Annotated in this window: 13 protein-coding genes and 5 pseudogenes; 7 read left to right on the top strand and 11 right to left on the bottom strand. The window is 39.4% G+C overall.

The features are described 5' to 3' along the window. Positions 1-125: 125 nt before the first annotated feature. Positions 126-1,229 (bottom strand): annotated as a pseudogene (locus AAZO_RS43790) (IS630 family transposase). A 632-nt stretch (positions 1,230-1,861) separates the two neighbouring features. Beyond that, entirely contained in the window at positions 1,862-2,344 is a 483-nt protein-coding gene (locus AAZO_RS33865; RefSeq protein WP_228371196.1) for a hypothetical protein, read from the bottom strand. A 488-nt stretch (positions 2,345-2,832) separates the two neighbouring features. Between AAZO_RS33865 and AAZO_RS14000 the strand changes: the two genes are divergently transcribed. Further along, positions 2,833-3,312, top strand: a complete 480-nt coding sequence (locus tag AAZO_RS14000; protein ID WP_013191770.1) for a hypothetical protein — start codon at positions 2,833-2,835, stop codon at positions 3,310-3,312. 76 nt (positions 3,313-3,388) lie between these two features. Here AAZO_RS14000 and AAZO_RS13995 read toward each other — a convergent pair whose 3' ends face one another. Together AAZO_RS13995 and AAZO_RS13990 are read right to left on the bottom strand one after the other, a co-directional pair. Then, entirely contained in the window at positions 3,389-4,294 is a 906-nt protein-coding gene (locus tag AAZO_RS13995; RefSeq protein ID WP_013191769.1) for a S1 RNA-binding domain-containing protein, read from the bottom strand. A gap of 97 nt (positions 4,295-4,391) precedes the next feature. Next, positions 4,392-5,077, bottom strand: a pseudogene (locus AAZO_RS13990) (dienelactone hydrolase family protein). Between the two features lie 139 nt (positions 5,078-5,216). On the opposite strand from AAZO_RS13990, the gene AAZO_RS30420 reads away from it, so the two are divergent. After that, positions 5,217-5,962, top strand: a protein-coding gene (locus tag AAZO_RS30420) for an IS5 family transposase (RefSeq protein ID WP_228371712.1) whose coding sequence is annotated in 2 segments (ribosomal slippage) — positions 5,217-5,505 and positions 5,505-5,962 — 747 coding nt in all. Because the reading frame shifts where the segments join, the coding sequence is not laid out codon by codon here. Between the two features lie 475 nt (positions 5,963-6,437). Further along, positions 6,438-7,424 (top strand): GntR family transcriptional regulator, encoded by a 987-nt coding sequence (locus tag AAZO_RS13975; RefSeq protein WP_013191767.1) that lies wholly within the window; start codon positions 6,438-6,440, stop codon positions 7,422-7,424. 63 nt (positions 7,425-7,487) lie between these two features. Here AAZO_RS13975 and AAZO_RS33860 read toward each other — a convergent pair. Then, positions 7,488-7,833: pseudogene (locus AAZO_RS33860) on the bottom strand (ISKra4 family transposase); the annotation flags it as partial. Between the two features lie 80 nt (positions 7,834-7,913). Between AAZO_RS33860 and AAZO_RS30415 the strand changes: the two are divergent. Then, a pseudogene (locus tag AAZO_RS30415) lies at positions 7,914-9,165 on the top strand (IS701 family transposase). A gap of 36 nt (positions 9,166-9,201) precedes the next feature. On the opposite strand, the pseudogene AAZO_RS38330 reads toward AAZO_RS30415, so the two are convergent. The 5 genes and pseudogenes from AAZO_RS38330 to clpP form a co-directional block, all read right to left on the bottom strand. Further along, positions 9,202-9,569, bottom strand: a pseudogene (locus AAZO_RS38330) (ISKra4 family transposase); the annotation flags it as partial. 82 nt (positions 9,570-9,651) lie between these two features. Continuing rightward, the gene (locus AAZO_RS38325) at positions 9,652-9,798 is read right to left on the bottom strand and encodes a DUF29 family protein (protein WP_228371195.1); all 147 of its coding nucleotides are present in this window, start codon (positions 9,796-9,798) and stop codon (positions 9,652-9,654) included. Between the two features lie 524 nt (positions 9,799-10,322). Further along, positions 10,323-11,219: an alpha/beta fold hydrolase gene (locus AAZO_RS13960; protein ID WP_013191764.1), complete on the bottom strand. Its 897-nt coding sequence runs from the start codon at positions 11,217-11,219 to the stop codon at positions 10,323-10,325. Between the two features lie 81 nt (positions 11,220-11,300). Beyond that, a complete protein-coding gene (gene clpX, locus AAZO_RS13955) occupies positions 11,301-12,641 on the bottom strand; it encodes an ATP-dependent protease ATP-binding subunit ClpX (protein WP_013191763.1) in 1,341 nt (446 codons plus the stop codon). Positions 12,642-12,651: 10 nt separating this feature from the next. Continuing rightward, complete coding sequence (gene clpP / locus AAZO_RS13950) at positions 12,652-13,311, bottom strand: ATP-dependent Clp endopeptidase proteolytic subunit ClpP (protein WP_275450195.1); 660 nt, start codon at positions 13,309-13,311, stop codon at positions 12,652-12,654. Here clpP and AAZO_RS38320 point away from each other — a divergent pair. After that, positions 13,243-13,422 carry a hypothetical protein gene (locus tag AAZO_RS38320; RefSeq protein WP_228371785.1) on the top strand — a complete coding sequence of 60 codons (180 nt, stop codon included), beginning with the start codon at positions 13,243-13,245 and terminating at the stop codon, positions 13,420-13,422. The genes clpP and AAZO_RS38320 overlap by 69 nt on opposite strands. Before the next feature lie 155 nt (positions 13,423-13,577). Here AAZO_RS38320 and tig read toward each other — a convergent pair whose 3' ends face one another. Next, positions 13,578-14,960 carry a trigger factor gene (gene tig, locus AAZO_RS13945; RefSeq protein WP_013191761.1) on the bottom strand — a complete coding sequence of 461 codons (1,383 nt, stop codon included), beginning with the start codon at positions 14,958-14,960 and terminating at the stop codon, positions 13,578-13,580. A gap of 1,163 nt (positions 14,961-16,123) precedes the next feature. Between tig and AAZO_RS13930 the strand changes: the two genes are divergently transcribed. Together AAZO_RS13930 and dapA are read left to right on the top strand one after the other, a co-directional pair. Beyond that, positions 16,124-17,146, top strand: coding sequence for an aspartate-semialdehyde dehydrogenase (locus AAZO_RS13930; RefSeq protein ID WP_013191758.1), 1,023 nt, complete (start codon positions 16,124-16,126; stop codon positions 17,144-17,146). A 70-nt stretch (positions 17,147-17,216) separates the two neighbouring features. Continuing rightward, positions 17,217-18,101 (top strand): 4-hydroxy-tetrahydrodipicolinate synthase, encoded by an 885-nt coding sequence (dapA, locus tag AAZO_RS13925; RefSeq protein ID WP_013191757.1) that lies wholly within the window; start codon positions 17,217-17,219, stop codon positions 18,099-18,101. Positions 18,102-18,333: the final 232 nt, after the last annotated feature.

Genomic DNA, 18,333 nt, shown 5'->3' with positions numbered 1-18,333 from the left:
TAATAAAAAATGGGAGCAATGAAGACTAACTTCACCTCCCATTTTTCCTAAATATCAGTAATGAGTAGTTGAAAGCTAAATTAGCACTGGTCAAGCTAGTAGTCTGCCAAGGCAATTTTGCTGGGTTAAATGCTCAGATATAAACACTGCATTTTTTTACGTGCATCCTTGGTTTTAAAACCCCAATAAACACTGGGTTTTCGTTGATTACGCTGTGACTCCCAAGTAGCAATTTCAGAAGATAATATTTCTACATTAGGAATACGTCGTTCTAAGCATTGGCGAGATAAAACTGATAATTCAATTTCTACTTGATTCAACCAAAAAGCGTGTTTAGGAGTATAGTGAAACTCTAATCTTTCAATCATGCGGCGTGCTTCTTGTGGAGAGAAAACTTCACATAAAACACTTGGAGTATGAATATTTAGGTTATCAACAAGTAAAGGTATCACATCAGCTTGGGGTAATAAACATCTAGTAAATCTTTGAATTGTTTAGCAAAATCAGCCTTTGTCCGATGTTGTGTAACTTCAATATGCCTCCACCCGGCTATTGGTTTAAAAAAGCCAAATAAATTTACAACACCATTGGGTTTATACTCACAATCATAACCTTCAGGCTGATGTGGTTCTGGTGGCAAAGGAAGTCTTACTTCTTCTAATAATTGATATGGGCGTTCATCTAGGCAGAGTGTAGGTTTTTTTGGATCATATGGCTCATTGTACAAATCCAAAACATCTTCTATTCTAAACACATACTCTGGGTTAACTTCGGGAATACACCACTTTTCTTTTAACCACGGTTTAATTTCATTTTTTTTAGAGTTTGGCGTATTGTTTCGTCTGAGATTCAATCTATGATACCAACCTTCACTAAATGCTCCGCTAATAATTGCATTGTCCAACGCACTCTTCCTTCTGGCGGATTAGAACAAGCAGTCGCAATCAAAAATGCTTCTTGTTCCTCATCTAATTTTTTGGGTTTTGGTGGATTTTCCCCATCCTTTAAAGCAAACTCTAATCCACCAATCACAAATTTTTCTCTTGTCCTTTCCACCTTGGCAACATGAACTCGAACTGCGGCAGCGCCGTGTCCGTTTCTCCCTCAGATGCCATTTCAAGAATGTTTGCACGGTTTATACTTCTTGCTTTGTGCTTTCCTTTTTTGAGGATTGCTTGCAGTTGTAAAACTTCCTCTTCGCTTAAATCTACAACATACTTTTTTGCCATGGTCAACCCCTTTTTTGACTAGTTTATTAATTAGAGGGGCTTACCCAGCAACATTGCCTTGGTTGACTACTAGTGGTATCAATTCCATTGAGCATTCCAATAGATATACTACTGAGCGCAATACTTTACCTATTAATAAAGCGATTTGATCTGTATTCCTTCTATCCACTTCGGTTGCGCCTTCCCATGGCGCACGACTCAACCTAAACCCCACATCTTGCAGAATTAGTTTTATGTTATAATGAGAGGGTGTCGCGGTTATGGTTGAATTAGCGAGCCCAAAGAACACCAAAAATACATAAAATCTAAAACTCTCCATCCTACTACACAAATAATTTTGCAATAGGTCTATTAGTAGCGATACCTAGAGAAAATTGTGTACTACCATGGGTTTCTTCACCAGCAAAGTAGATGTGATCGGGAAAACCCTTGTTATTATCAAAATGGTTGGGTTCAAGCAAACTTGCTGAACAAAAGGAGTTTATGGGGGGATAAAGAAGTTAAAAAGGTTGCTCTGTAAGCATCATAGCTATCAGACCCTGCTGGTAAAATGGCTGTTTATTGCGAACGGCAGCCATCATTTCCAAGACGAATGTTTGACACTCATTCATAGAAACTACCTAAGGATAACCCTATGAACCTATCGAAAAACCACTGTTCCTTCTTCTAGTTCTTTGATTTTCACAAGGACGACAAACATAACATTGTTTTCTTGTAAATTGAGTTTCTTGACCTTGTAACCATGCAGGAGTCATTGCCAAAGCAATCAATAAAATAAGGCGTACAAGTCTATGGGGATAAGCTTGGGAAGTTTCTAACTTATAACTACCCCCAGGTTTACAGTCTTTAAACATAGCTTCAATTCCAAAACGTTGACGATATATTTTGACTGCCGTTGATACATCTGGCAGATTACTTGATAAATACCGAGGTTCTGGTTCTTGCTTACCACGATATTTGTGTTTCCAATAAACCACTAAATTACAACGGTTAAAACCTTTATTTTGAAAGATGTTAGGATGACGACTACCGCTGTTTTCTTGTATTGGTAACGGTAGGTTGGCAGCTAATCTTTCTATTCTTACTTCTTTATGAGTTTTAAGTCCCCATACCAACATTTTTAGGGTGATTAATTATCTATTACTCAGGTATTTTTTTAGGATTTCTTGATAGAATCACGATAGTATTTGTCTTTGTGGTCTTGTTATTTTGACGAGATCATGATTTCTTACCATCAAACTGCCCCCATAGATACCCATCTAATAGCCGCATACTATTAGTTTAGTAATGAGAACTGTTTCTTTTGAGACGCTCTGTTGATTGAAATCCTCTAAACTTAATACTTTGATATCTTTCAGCATCCAACCCTTCTCATTAGCAAATTCTCGAATTCTTAGCTTAATCAGCCCCATTGACTACTGAAAAACGATTGAATTATATCAACGATTGAATTATATCGTTGAATAGATTGTATCATATCAAACAACCATCTTCGGGCTTACAAACTGAAAAGCGATCACTTAAAGAAAACTTGTTAACCAGAATTTGTTTTCAGCTCCGTTAAGCAACGAAGAGAAAATCTACTCTAGTTACAGACATTTTCATGGTAACATCTTTCCAGCCAAAAACAACACTTGTTTGCTCATCGCAAATTGTTCACAAATCGTCAACACTTCATCCACAAGCAAGATTTGTCACAGCAAAAGCAGTTTTCGTAATGTTCCGAATTGGTTTTGAAAATATTTATAGCGTGGAGTTCTGGCGATATGTGGTTTATGTCCACGGCAAAGGTTTACGCAAATTTGTCAGTTACGCCTATTTTCCGCCAATTATCAGAGTAGGTTCACCAACTAGCCCAGACTGTACCAAATGGCGTAAACGCTGGACTAAACACCATAGTTATACCGAAAGAAAACATGCTCCCTACTGGTGGGCAGAATTTTGGACCCTTCAACTAAGTGAAGCTACTTCCGATTGTATATTACAAAATTGGTGGCAATTAATTACATTCATTAATTTCGCCTTTAGTGAAGAGAAATTAGAACAACTCCACAGCAGCTACCGTCAGCTCGAAATGATGTGATAGCAGGTGTGAGGAGTCAGGATTCAGGAGTCACAAGGTCAGTGGGAAGAATGACAAGTCCCCAATCACCAATCCCCTATTCGGAAGAAGGTTTATTAGCCGCCCGATGAGCACGCGCTTCTGCGGAAGCCATTACTTCTGCCATATTTTCCACTACTTCACCAGCGAAGTTTTCCAGAACTCTGGTAGAAATAGCTACTCTACCTTTACCTTGATCTAAGTCGATAATTACAGCTTTAATTTGCTGACCAATTTGAAAAACTTTTTCTAAAGACTCAATAAATTTTTGGCTAACTTGTTTGATGTGCAGCAAGGCGCTAACACCTTCTAAATCTACGAATACACCAAAAGGCTTAATACCTGTAATTGTTCCTTCTACCAACTGACCGACTTCTAATAAACTGAAGTTGCTGGAACGAGTTGCTAAACGTTCTGAGAGAATGAGTTTTTTGGTATTACGATTGACTTCTAAAAAGCCAGCGGTGAGAGTTTGACCTTTGAGTGCTTCTAGGTTATCACGTTCGGATAAATGCGATCGCGGAATAAATCCTCTTAAAGATAGAACTTCAACTGTAATCCCACCTTTATTTACACCTGTTACTCGTGCTTGTATAGTTTGGGAATTTTCCTGCATTTGGGTTAACGTATCCCATAGGTGCTGAATTTCCAACTGCTTACGAGAAAGGGTTACTTGACCTTCAGCATCCTGATCCCGAATAATCAAGAATTCTAGTTCCTCATTCATCGGTAACACATCTGATAAATTAGTTACTACTCTCAAAGAAACCTCATCACGGGGAAGAAAAGCGGATGATTTGCCTCCAATATCAACATAAGCGCCGTCATGGTCAAGCTGAAATACTTTACCATGTACAACTTGTCCCTTTTGAAATTGGTAATCGTGTTTTTCTAGTGCTTTAGCAAAGTCGTCCATTGAAAAAGACGAATTGGCTGTTTGAGAATTTTTTGATTCGGAATTCATGACTTTGAAGATAAGTTGTTATTTGTTATTTGTCAGTCGTCAGTGGTCAGTTGTCAGTTATTTTTCACTCACTACTGACTAAGGAGGGTGTAGGTTGTCAGATGAGTTGACCAAAAAGTTGTTGCACTTGCCCCCAAGCATCCGCAGCCGCTTTAGGATTATAACTGCCACGACGGTAACAGAAAAACCCATGTTCAGATATCTATCGTAGCGAAACACACGATGGGAAATGTTATATCTTCCTAATTGTTCTACAATCTGATCTACTTCTGTTTGGGGAATGCTAGCATCTTCTATCCCAAAGGAAGTATAGAGAGTTCCTTGAATATGTTTTGTACGGTTGATAGTTGGTTCTCCTCCTTCGGGGGTGGAAGTGGTAATTCTGGCACCATAAAAGGACGGGGTAACTTGAATATCAGGGAGTGTAGCCACTAGGTATGCTACATGACCACCAAAACAAAAGCCAATACAGCCAAACTTCTCTGGGTTAACTTCTGGGAGGGTTGTGAGGTAATTAATAGCTGCTTGAATATCGCTTAAGAGTTGTGAGGCTGTAGTTTGTGACCAGGCGTACTTTCTACCAACTTCCATATCTTTGGAGGTTTAACCAGTTTCAAATCCAGGGGCTTGAAGTTGAAAAAGTGCTAGTGCTACCTATAGCAACATATCCCAACTTAGCAATCCGTTCTGTCACATCTCGAATATGAACATTAACCCCAAAAATTTCTTGTAAAACCAACAGCACCTGGGATAAATCCCAGGTGCTGTTGGTTTTGCTCTCAGAGGCTATTGATAAAGTAAATGTAAAGAGGAGTAGAAAAGGAATGTTGGAAGGATAGGATACATAAAATGTAGTGTATTTACATAGCTAATCATGGCACGAAAGTCTTACCCCACAGACTTAACTGATATGGACTAGGAAATCCTGGCCCCATTGATTCCATCAGCCAAAGAAGGAGGGCATCCACCCACAACAGATATGGGTGAAATATGTAATGCCATCTATTTTCATTTGAAAACTGGATGTCAATGGAATATGCTTCCAGGTGACTTCCCGCCAAGGTCAACGGTATATAGCTATTACAGGAAATGGCAGGGCCAGGGGGTTTGGGAAAAATTCAACCATACATTGGGTAGTCAAGTTCGCTCGAAATTAGGTAAATCAACACAACCTACCGCGCTCGCTGCAGACAGTCAGTCGGTCAAAACTGACCAAAGAAAGCGGATGTGTATGGTTTTGACGGATGTAAAAAGGTAAAAGGAAGAAAGGGGCAGACTTTAGTTGATAGCCTGGGACTTGTGTTGAAAGTTGTTGTTAGTGAAGCGAATGCCCCAGAAGGAATACTTGCTGCATATGCACTAATGGAACTGCTAGAGGAACCCACAGAATTATTGGAAAAAGTCCAAGTTTTATGGGTTGATTCCGGTTATGACGGTGATAAATTTGCACTTGCAGTTTGGTTCCTGATTCAAGCTCATGTTGAAGTCATAGGACCTACTGAGCAAGAATTTAAAGTTTTACCACAACCCTGGGTAGTAGAAAGAACATTTGGGTGGTTTAACCAATATCATCGTCTAAGCAAGGATTATGAGCGTTTAACACAAATAAGGGAAGGAGCTATATATGCTCTTATGACTAGAATTATGCTACTTCCTCTTGTCTCCTAAACATTTACTTTATAAATCATCTCTAAGCCTCAATTTGGCAATCATCTTGGGGCAGATTAACTTTTGTAGTAACTATGGCTAGGTCTGTCATAATAATTTTTACCAATCTTTTATGATTTGATATAAATCATATGCCAATATGTTCAAGATGTTTATCACTAAATTATCAACTAGCTAGGTTGAAAACATTAGCAATACAGTAGATCGCAGATCAATGAGGTACAGAATCTAAATTGAAAACTAGATAGCAAGAGAGCTTTACTCCTGACTCCTGCTGTATTATCCAGAGCTATTTAACCCATTAATAATACATTTAACAGGTATAGGAACTTTCAAGGTGATGAAGAAATCAGCTGATGATCAAACTTAGAGACAAACAGACCTTCAACTTTTTCACCTCTCACCTTTCAGTTATCTGTTGCCATAAAAGATCCATCTGGTTAAGTGTAAATACCAGCTATCAGGAGAATTAGTAATGATTCAATTCCGTATTCAGCCAGACAGTGAAATTCCTGCTTCTGCTCAATTATTCAATCAACTCCGATTTGCGATCGCATCCGGGCAGTATCCACCCGGTTATAAATTACCAAGCACCAGGGCGTTAGCAATGCAAACCGGTTTACATCGTAACACCATTAGCAAAGTTTACCGCCAGTTGGAAGAAGAAGGATTTGTCGAAAGTCTAGCAGGTTCAGGAATTTATGTCCGTTCTCAAGGTCATGAGGGTGGAAGTAGATTACAGTCCCCAATTCTTAAACAATATCCCGAAGCATATAAAGTAGTTCAACAAGCCTTAGATGACTTACTTGGTCAAGGTTGTTCTCTTAATCAAGCACGGGAACTGTTTTTAGCAGAAGTTGACTGGCGCTTGCGTTGTAGTGCCAGAGTGCTTGTAATAGCACCATCTCAAGATATCGGTGCTGGAGAATTAATGGCCGACGAACTGGAAGAATCCTTGCAAATTCCAGTCCAACTAGTAGCCATGGAAGAATTAATAGCGGTACTAGATCAAACTACCTCAGCTACATTAGTTACCAGTCGATATTTTATCGGAGAAGTGGAAGCGATCGCCGCCCCCAAAGCTGTGCGTGTAATTCCCCTAGATATTCACGACTATGGCAAAGAACTCAATGTAGTGAAAAGCCTACCCAAAGCGATTTGTATTGGTATAGTTAGCCTCAGTCCTGGGATTCTCAGAGCCACAGAAGTCATCCTTCACGGATTACGCGGTGATGAACTATTAGTCATGACTTCCCAGCCAAAGGACACTTATAAATTACACGCGATCGTTAAACGGTCAGAAATAATCTTTTGTACCGATCAGGTCAGTTATTTAAACGCACAAGAAACTATACAAACAGTTTTAGAAGACCTAATTCGTCCACCTAAACTAATTCGCTGTGAAAACTATATTGGTTCTCTATCAATTAATTTGCTTAAACGAGAACTGGGTTTAACCTGACATCTTGTACCATTTTCAATCAAGTAGGGTGGCAATACCCACTTTACTGAAATCGAGCTATTTTATCCTGTGACGAATATCAGAGTCGGCAATTTCTGCAAATAGATTCCAAATTCCATCATGCCCATCTCCCAAGCAGTAAAGAGTTTTACCGATGTTTTGGCTATTGACCCAATTACTTAGGGAGAGATTGTCTTGAAAGAATGCTCCTTAATATATACCCTCTAATCGCTCTATTTTTTTATACTCCTTACAAGTACACAGGCTTTCCTTTCTCTTGAGAGCCTAACCGCACTTTTCCCCCCTCTACGCAGACCTCTGTTAATTTCTGTTTTACCTTCGGGGGAGATAAGTCCACTTTTTTGATTTGGCAATGATAGGTACTATAACCAAATTCTATCCCTCTTAGCGGGACTTAAACAAAAGTTAAGAGTAAAAAGAAAGGAGTATAATGCAATTTCGGTGTAGCTTTCACGTTAAAAGAAGCTGATGAAAAAAACCACTGCCGTAGCAATGGCACCATGGTTTGAAAGATGGTGTTAAAGGTTTGATGATGTACTTACTCATAAGGCGCAAAAAAGGAGTTTAGACATTATTTAGGGGGATTATTGGGTGAAAGTGAGAGAAAAAACCTATTTGAAATGGCAGAGAATGCCCTAGGGGTGACTTACCACCGATTACACCACTGTTTAACTGCAGCACCTTAGTCCAGTTCCCAAGTCAATGACCGTCGGTTAGAGATTATGAACAAGTGTAGTCAGAGGAGAATCACCAGAGGATTTAGCTTAATAATTGATGATTATGACCATAGGAAAAGCGGGAATTTCAGGGATGGAGTAGGAAGAAAATATATTGGAGAAATTGGGAAAAGGGATAATGGAATAGTAGTAGTAACAACACATACATCTATTATGATGGCAGTAAAAGCTTACCATTACATATAGAGTTATATCACCACGGTGATTCCTTACCCAAAGGGAAACAAGACCCTCTATTTGAGAATAAACCTGAGTTAAGAATTAAATTAATAAATCTGACCTTAAGCCGTGGTTATCAACCAGGAATAGTAATTATAGATCCTGGATATGGCCACAATACATCTTTCTTATTAAAGATAGAAAATCGGCATTTAAAGTATTGAGGAGGATTAGCTAAAAATCCCAAAGTCCTTGGCAGTGACCAAAAGGATATTCCACAAATAATTAGCTTAGATGAATTAGCACAAAGTTTACCCCAAGAGACTGTTACACAAATTCAACTGCAGTTAGATAAAACCAAAACATTATGGGTAGTAACTAAAGAAGTAGAAATATCAGCCTTAAGTGGAAAGGGCAATATTGCTATCCTCATCAACGGTTCTAATTTCTCTCAAGCCACTGATATTGACTACTTTATTACCAATGTTTCTTCATCAATTGTCACACCCCAATAGATAGTTGATACATATTATCAAAGAAATTGGGTAGAAGTTTTTTGCAGGGAAGCCCAGGGATGGTTAGGACTCAAAGAATATCAAGTTGGAGATAAAAGCAGTTAACTGCGCCATTTTATTTTGGTTTTCTGTGCCTACACTTTTATTCTTGGCCATCAGTGGACTGGAGGATTAAGACCAAGGTGGGCTAAGAAACCTTTGAATACTTTTACTCAAGCTTTAGAAGCATTGAGAACAGCCATATCTTTTCCATTTATTGATTGGTTCAACTGGAATCCGGACGTGTTTCCTTCTTACCAAGCCAGTTAGGACTACATTTGGGCTTGATTTGTGTTTACGTTCCATTAGAACCTTAAGGTCATTCTCTGCGTCCTGGAATGACTCCTTGGCTGAAAGTAACAAACAGCACTTTTCAACCAATGGGCTAAATCGCCTATACGGTTCTCTCCCCAAAGGAGATGCTTGTTTGTTAGTGACTTTAATCTTACCAATGCAACTCCTTATTGTCCGTGTTTTGCCCTTGTTGTGACAGTCTTTTCTCCGACAAAAAAAGGCGCTTTTCGGACTGACATGTTCTAAAACCTGGTCGCCTACAGATGTTTCGATGCCCTCAAATGTTTCCATTTTCTCGGGTGGGGTATTTTTATAAAAGATTTTGGCTATCTATTTTGTTTGATGTGAGCTTCTAAGAGTCTTTTATCTTCTGCTGTGATTGTTTTAAACCATACTCTCTGATTCCCATAATCTTCTCAGTTATGGACCGCATTCGTATAGTCACCCTGAATTCGCGAGGCATCATCGCAAATTATTTCTCATTTCTTTCATCTTCTTCCTAAATTGGGATGCTTCCCTTCCTACAGCATTTTTCTTTTCATTATCCAAGTCTTCCAACTCCTGAATTAGATTTTCTAAATCTAGTTCATCAAAATGACTTTGTTTCAATAGACCTCTTGTAAAATTGTTTCTGTAGTAGAATAGAGAGATTTAGATTTTATATATTTCTGGTGTTCCTTGTGCTCGCTAACTCAAACATAACCCTGTAACTCTAACTTTTTGGGTATAATAAAGACAAAATCCCATTATAACATAAAATAAATTAATTCTTCAAGAGGTCTAATAATTCAATAGTTTGTAATAACCATAGATGGTCATCAGTTTTATAGAGTTGCTGTAAATTAGTAGTAACAGTCATAAATTTACACCTTATCTACCTCTAAATCTACCTCTAAAATAACGCAATATGGAAGTTTTCATTTGGATGACAGCATAAAGCTATCATCAAACTTAGACATAAGAATTAAGGAGTCAGAATTTTTCAGAAATTGGTTAGTTATCCAATAGGTATTTTTGGCGTTAGCCTGAAAAAGGTGACTGCTGTTCGTGTACCTTGCCGTTAGGCATTAGCTGAGTGCTTAAACTTAGACATACATAATTAAGATTTTTAACTCTGTCACCTGCTATCGCAATTAGCAATCATTTAAAAACTCTCTTATCCTTCCTAAATAAGTTTCTGAATCTTCCAACATTGGGAAATGCGCAGTATTAGGAACTACGAAAAACTCAATGTTGTGATTTAATGCTGCTGCTTGTCGTCCCATTTCTACCGGAATGATAATGTCATATTCACCCGCCACTAGCAATGTTGGGACTGATAATTTAGCAAATTCTGTGGGCATTAATTCCGATTGAGCTTTACTAACAGAAGTAAAAATAGTTCCTAACGCTGCATCATAATCAGCACTAATAAAGTCTTGTAAAAAAGCTTGTCTCTCGGATTTGGGAATAGAACTATGGACAAATCTGGCCATAAATATCTTGTCAGCTAAAGGTATGTTACCTAACCACTTAGGACGGAATTTAACTACTAATCTACCAAACTTATAAAAAGCAGCAAAGGCTTTCTCATCATATTCAAAAATGCCGCTACAGGTTAAAACTCCCTTTTTCACTCGTTCAGGATAACGGTTAAAAAATAAAGTCGCAACAGAAGCGCCCATGGAATGAGCATTAATATAAACACGCTGAAGTTGCAACCCATCTAATAAAGCAGCTAAGTCTTCAGCGTATTCTGTTAATTCATAACTTAACTCAGCAATTGCTTCACCTTGTCCCTCTGTTGACTGTGACTCAACCACAGACTTACCAGCTTGGACAATGCTAGGTTTACCACCAGAGTGCCCAAAACCACGCATATCATATAGTAAACAGTCAAATTCTCCCAATAAAGCCTCAGCCGTACTGCGCCAATACCTAGAGGAACCAGCCCAGCCGTGAATGAAAACCATTACAGGCTTGACCAAACTCGATGGTTTTTTTATCCACTCGTAATAATGCTCAACTCCGCGAACATTTATATAAGCCATTCTTCACAGTTAAAAATTATAAAATCAAAAGTCAATAGCCAATAGTCAAAATTAAAGAACTCTTGACTCCTGACTCCTCAATTATGCTGATTCTGGTTTGGGTAGCGAAGAAGGATGGACCAACAGTTCCGCAGTAGAACGTTTCTCTACCATTTCCCTTGTTACTGTGCAGCGAGTTACATCTTTCCGAGATGGCAACTCATACATCACATCCAACATCAATTCTTCCACAATACCCCGCAGTGCCCGCGCCCCAGTTTTGCGTCGATGAGCCTCTTGAGCGATCGCTCGCAAAGCTTCTGGTTTAAAATCTAACTGAACATTATCCATCTTCAGCAGTTTTTGGTATTGCTTCACCAAAGCACTACGTGGTTGGGTAAGGATTGCCATCAGCGCCTCTTCATCCAGAGGATCTACCACCGCCACCATTGGCATCCGCCCTATAAATTCGGGAATCATACCAAATTTCACCAAATCATCAGGTTCAAGATGACGCAGAGTATCAGCAGCTCGTTTCTCTTTAGACTGACCTTCCCCAGATTGAACAAAACCAATTGACTTTTTGCCCACTCTCTGATCTACAACTTTTTCCAAACCTACAAAAGCACCACCACAGATAAATAGGATGTTACTAGTATCAATCTGGATACAGTCTTGATAAGGATGCTTACGTCCACCTTGGGGGGGAACATTTGCAGTTGTTCCTTCCAGCATTTTCAGCAAAGCTTGCTGTACACCTTCCCCAGAAACATCCCTTGTAATTGAAGTATTTTCACTCTTACGGGCAATTTTATCAATTTCATCAATGTAAATAATTCCCCGCTGTGCTTCCTCAACATCCAAATCTGCCACTTGCAAAAGTCGCAGCAAGATATTTTCCACATCTTCCCCCACATACCCTGCTTCTGTAAGAGTTGTGGCATCAGCTACTGCAAAGGGGACATCAAGGATTTTAGCGAGAGTTTGTGCTAATAGGGTTTTACCGCAACCAGTCGGACCCATTAATAAAATATTAGACTTTTGTATTTCTACCGCATCATCTGCTCCACCCTTGCCATTACCTTTAGACTGGATTACAGCCAACCGCTTGTAGTGATTGTAAACAGCGACTGACAACACTTTTTTGGCTTCATCTTGACCAATAACGTGTTCGTCTAAATATTTCTTAATTTCTCTAGGCTTGGGTATTTGATTAAACGAGATATTGGCAGAACGGGTACGGCGTTTTTGAGGTGGTTCTGACCGTGGTGCTGGTTGGGAGGCTGCACCACTCGTATCAAGCAACTCCTCATCTAAGATTTCATTACACAAGTCAACGCATTCATCGCAGATGTAGACTCCCGGACCCGCGATTAATTTACGCACCTGTTCCTGAGACTTGCCGCAAAACGAACATTTTAAATGGGAGTCGTACTTAGACATACCAAGCCTCTTATTTCAGAATGGTGACGTTTTCCCCTACTGTGGGGAGATTTTGTCTAGAAATAACCTGATCAATCAAACCGTAGTTTTTCGCCTCTTCTGCCGACATAAAAAAGTCGCGTTCCGTATCTGCCTCGATTCTGTCCAATGGTTGACCAGTATGTTTGGCCATTAGCTGATTCAAGTTGCCCTTAATGTAAAGAATTTCTCGCGCTTGAATTTCAATATCAATTGCTTGTCCTTGAGCGCCACCAAGGGGTTGGTGAATCATAATCCGCGAGTCAGGCAGAGACATACGTTTTCCTGCTGTCCCAGCCGTTAACAAAAATGCCCCCATACTGGCAGCTAATCCAAAACAGATAGTAACAACATCGGGGCGTATTTGTTGAATCGTATCATAGATTGCCATTCCTGCGTAGACTGAGCCACCAGGAGAATTAATGTAAAGTTGAATATCTTTTCCTGAGTCTTCAGCGTCCAGAAATAGCAATTGCGCCACAATTGAGTTGGCTACATTATCATCTATTGGTGTTCCCAAAAAAATAATCCTCTCTCGCAGTAGGCGGGAGTAGATGTCAAAAGCCCTTTCTCCCATACCGGATTGTTCTACCACCATGGGTACTATGTTGTTAGGACTACTGTAGTTACAGCTAATGCTGATGGGACTCAAGCTGCTGATTGGGTAATTTCCCGACTGCGATACAAGCATACAAGAATATTTAACAATAAGTTAACTGGGACAGACTTTGTAGCCGTTATGGCTGATTTTCTCAGAAGTTGAATTTGTATTTGAGCTATGTCTTAACCATTATGCCTTATTTAATTTGTTCCTGTTGAAGTTTAGGAGTTTCAGGAGTATGGCTATTGCTACGCTATCAGGAGTTCAGGAGGAATATATGATTCCCCATCCTCCCCATCCTCCCCAAACCCTACACCCTATTCTGCTTCAGTGCTGTGATCTTCTGAATCAGTTTCTTCTGTGGTGCTGAGAGAACCAACTGGTACTAGTTCCACAGATGAGTTTGCTAAAAGCCAATCAATGATTTTTTCGTTTTTTAGTTCCTTTTCCACCACTGCTTGCAGTCTTTCCTCATCTATTTCCTCGTCAGCATACTGTTCTAACAATTCATTGACTCTGGCTGTTATTTCTGCGGATGTAATTTGGATGGATTCGCGGTTGCCAATTTCTTGGAGGGCTAGGGAACGTTTGAGGCGCTCAATTGCTTCTGGCTGTGATCGCTCCCGCAATTGAGGAATAATATCTTGGGTAAACAGCTTTCTCACCTCTAATCCTTGCTCTGACAGTTTCATTGCTGTTTGTGTGAGCATAGTATCGACTTCTTGATCAATCAAGGTTGTAGGTAAATCTATCTCCACATGCTTTATCAGTTCTGCCAACAAAGCTTCTTGCTGATTAGCTTTGGTTTGATCTTGAGCTTCTTTTTGAGATCGTTCCTCTAAAGATGCCCGCAATTGTGCCAATGTTTCAAATTCACTCACTTCTTGAGCAAAATCGTCATTCAGTTCTGGTAGTTCTTTTTCCTTGATTTCTTTGAGTGTCACAGTAAACAGTGCGGGTTTACCAGCTAATTCCTGGTTCGCATAAGGATCTGGAAACTGAGCCGGAATTTCTCTCGTTTCTCCAGGGTTCATTCCCAGCATACCGGAGATGAAACCAGGGATAAACTTATCCTCTTCCAATTCAACTTGAAAATCAGTTGCTTCTCCACCAGGAATCGGTGTAGGTTCTGTTGACTCGTCTTCACCTTCAGCTTTAGTAATTACACCTTTAAAATCAACCACGGCGATATCACCAATTTGGGATGCTCGTCCTTCCACGGGAATCAAGGTTGCCATTTGTTGCCGTTCTTTGTCTAAAACGGTATCGACCTTTGTGGAATCGTAGTTGATCTCCTCTGCTTGAAGTTGAAAACCTGTGTACTGATTAATAATCACTTCTGGTTCTACATCGACAGCAGCTGAAAAAATCAGGGCTTTCCCAGGTTCATAATTATTAATCAATTCATCAAAAGAGGAGCGTAATCGTGGTTGACCAATGGCTGAAATTGCTTCTTGTTTAACTGCTTTTTCAATGCCATCAGGGACTAGTTCTTCCAGGACGGCTGCTTTGATGCGACCTACGCCCAGGCGCTGTAATAATATCTGCCGGGGTACTTTGCCTCTGCGAAACCCAGGAATATTTACAGTACCACTTAAATTTCTAATGACCTGTTCGTATTTTTGTTTGGTAATTTCTGGTGTAATCTCTATTTCTAGTCCAATCTGACTTTTCTCAAGTTTTTCCTGGGTAACTTTCATACTTTGTCTCTGTTTTTTGGTGTTTTCATCTTGAGAGTACACACAAGAAGCGTATCGCTTGCGTTATTAACTTGATGTGCAACACAATAACTAAACAAATAGTTCATAGTTTAGATAACTAGAACATTTTGATGTTTGCTTCCTGCTTTGACCAGTCTATAAGGCTGGTCCTTATGCAACACAAAACCAATACAAATGGCTCCTACTATTGAGGGTTTTGCTGGTTGCTTCCTGCTTCTGACAAGTCCGAAAGGCGGGTTGTTTTTCACAGGGGTAAATTCCGCACTTGCCATGCGTACTCTATAATATGGCTTAAGGCACACTAAGCTATCGGGGCATTTATTAAATTGACAGTAAGATGCAAATTACGATATTCAACTTGTCCACAACCGCTCAATCAATTTTACCTTAGTTCCGCATCTAGATTTTTTATACGTCAATATTCTCCACAACTCGCTGATAATGGCATAATCTGAATGCGAGGAAAGATTGAAGAACTTTTTAGCTGTCGAGTACGTCTTGCAGCTATGATCAAATCCAGTCCGGAAAAGTTTCTCCTTCAGCAGATATCTAGTTTACTGCCAATAGAGAGGGAGTTAGCACTTTGCTGGAATATTTTCTTATCAGAAGATAGGCTCAGAACCCTTGAAGTTGGTCAGGGTGCAGGGAAACATACTTTAATTAAGCATTAGAGCCAAATTTCTACTCAGATTGCTCACACTGTGATATCCTATCAACATAGCTACAGTGTTTTTTAATGAGTCTGAGATATCCATATGATAGTATATCAATAATAGTTATATTATAATATATAACTATTATTGATATAATCTTGTCATTAGCCAACCGAGGTGATCCTATAATTAGGTATTAATATCTTAAAGATATCCAACTTGAATATGATCTATTTTTATCTGGCTTAGCAGTTTGGTATGAAGTAGTGTATAATTAAACAAAATGAATACTAAAAGATTACTTATTACCAACAAAAATTAAAATTATTATTATCAAGTAAAGAAAGCGCTATAACTGCTTTTAAAATATACCAGATGTGAAAAATCCGATTAAGTATACAAATTCGTTTGATTTCTGAATCTTGTCAATATAGAAATATTGAGTTATACAAAAAAATCGCTAATAACCTGTTAAAGGAGGACGTGAATTTGTCTAAATCCTATCATGTAGCTATTTTGGGTGCGACTGGTGCTGTTGGCACAGAGTTACTCGAACTATTGGAAAACCGGGATTTTCCCCTTGCTGACTTAAAGTTGCTGGCATCAGCACGGAGTTCGGGGAAAACGATCAAATTTAAAGGAGAAAATATCCCCATTGAGTCTGTTAGCGATCATTCCTTCGATAAAATTGATATAGTGTTGGCTAGTGCTGGTGGTGGGATATCCAAAACCTGGGCTGGTGTAGCTATCGAAAAAGACGCAGTTGTAATTGATAACTCCAGCGCCTTCAGGATGAACCAAGAAGTTCCCTTAGTAGTACCAGAGGTGAATCCCCAAAACGCAGCTAGTCATAGAGGCATTATTGCTAATCCCAACTGCACAACAATTTTAATGACCTTGGCAGTATGGCCATTGCATAAGGTTAAACCAGTAAAACGCATTGTTGCTGCCACCTATCAATCTGCTAGTGGTGCTGGTGCTAAGGCAATGGAGGAGGTCAAAACCCAAACCAGTGCTATATTACAAGGACATCCGGCAGTTGCTGAGGTATTACCTTATCCATTGGCCTTTAACTTATTTCCCCATAATTCCCCAATGACCGATTTAGGATATTGTGAGGAAGAACTAAAAATGGTCAACGAAACCCGAAAAATATTTGGTAGTCAAGAAATCAGAATTACTGCCACTTGTGTGCGGGTTCCCGTACTTCGCGCCCATTCAGAAGCAATTAACCTGGAATTCGAGACACCTTTTAGTCCACATGAGGCTAGAGAAATTTTAAGCCAAGCCCCTGGTATCAGATTTGTAGAAGATTGGCAAACAAATCATTTCCCCATGCCAATAGAAGCTAGTGGTCGCGATGAAGTTTTAGTAGGGAGAATTCGCCAAGATATATCTCATCCTTGTTGTTTGGAATTATGGCTTTGTGGTGATCAAATCCGTAAAGGTGCAGCCTTAAATGCAGTACAAATTGCTGAACTGTTAATAGAGAAAAATTGGCTAAGTCATTAGTCATTAGTCATGAGTTTTTGACGACTGACAAGTGACAACTGACAACTGATAAATCAGGAGTAAAAAGAGGGTGGGAGATTTTGGCACAATTGTAACTGCTATGATTACGCCGTTTAAGCCAGACGGCAGTGTTAACTATGATGTAGCAGCCAAATTAGCAGTACATCTGGTTGACAACGGTACAGACACATTAGTTGTGTGTGGGACAACAGGTGAATCCCCTACATTGACTTGGGATGAAGAATACCAGTTGTTTGTTGAGGTATTGCAGGCTGTAGAAGGTAAAGCCAAAGTCATTGCTGGTTGTGGTTCTAATTCAACCACAGAAGCGATCGCAGCAACCCAAAAAGCAGCTAAAATAGGAATACATGGTTCTTTACAAGTTGTTCCCTATTACAACAAACCGCCCCAGGCGGGATTATATCAGCACTTTGAGGCGATTGCTCAAGCCTGTCCCGAATTACCGATGTTGTTATACAATGTCCCCGGTCGTACTGGTCAAAACCTATGTCCAGAAACAGTGGTGCAGCTAGCAAAAATCGACAACATAGTGGGAATTAAAGAAGCCAGTGGGAATTTAGACCAGGCTAGTGAAATCCGCCGCTTGACACCAAAAGAATTTCAGATTTACGCTGGAGATGACTCTTTAACATTGCCTCTGTTAGCAATTGGGTCCAAGGGTGTAGTAAGTGTGGCTTCTCATCTGGTAGGCAATCAACTAAAACAGATGATCAAGTCCTTTAATATGGGCAGCATGGAAATAGCCACCGAGATTCACTTACAACTTTTCCCATTGTTTAAAGCTTTATTTTTAACAACAAATCCCATTCCTGTTAAACAAGCATTAAAACTTCAAGGTTGGGAGGTTGGTTCAGTTCGTTCACCTTTATGGGAAGCTGACGCAGAAATCTGTCAAAAGATAGAGGACGTGCTGAACAAACTTAGTTTAATCTAAGCGCCAATATTTTGGACGCTCGCTAATTGCTAGTTGCCAGAGATATCTATAAGTAATTGGTAAAACTTGTTACTAAGTTGTAATTTAACATCTGTGTTAAAACTGAGCGGTATAAGCATCATTCAGTGAAAAATCCCTTTTATTTATTCAAGCGAAAATTTGGATATTCTAAATTCAAAATCATCTGCTTTTACACTGACTTAAATAGATATTTTTAGTTGTCTTTCATACA

It is taken from the genome of 'Nostoc azollae' 0708 (genome assembly GCF_000196515.1).
In the GTDB taxonomy this organism is placed as follows: domain Bacteria; phylum Cyanobacteriota; class Cyanobacteriia; order Cyanobacteriales; family Nostocaceae; genus Trichormus_B; species Trichormus_B azollae.
The sequence above is the reverse complement of the archived record's forward strand: the minus strand, read 5'-3'. Positions and strand labels throughout refer to the sequence as shown.

What these genes read in the sequence shown, in the direction of transcription:
- AAZO_RS13975 (WP_013191767.1), top strand. Translation starts at nt 6,438, where the DNA reads ATGATTCAATTCCGTATTCAGCCAGACAGTGAAATTCCTGCTTCTGCT.
- AAZO_RS14000 (WP_013191770.1), top strand. Translation starts at nt 2,833, where the DNA reads ATGGTAACATCTTTCCAGCCAAAAACAACACTTGTTTGCTCATCGCAA.
- clpX (WP_013191763.1), bottom strand. Translation starts at nt 12,641, where the DNA reads ATGTCTAAGTACGACTCCCATTTAAAATGTTCGTTTTGCGGCAAGTCT.
- AAZO_RS13995 (WP_013191769.1), bottom strand. Translation starts at nt 4,294, where the DNA reads ATGAATTCCGAATCAAAAAATTCTCAAACAGCCAATTCGTCTTTTTCA.
- AAZO_RS13960 (WP_013191764.1), bottom strand. Translation starts at nt 11,219, where the DNA reads ATGGCTTATATAAATGTTCGCGGAGTTGAGCATTATTACGAGTGGATA.
- tig (WP_013191761.1), bottom strand. Translation starts at nt 14,960, where the DNA reads ATGAAAGTTACCCAGGAAAAACTTGAGAAAAGTCAGATTGGACTAGAA.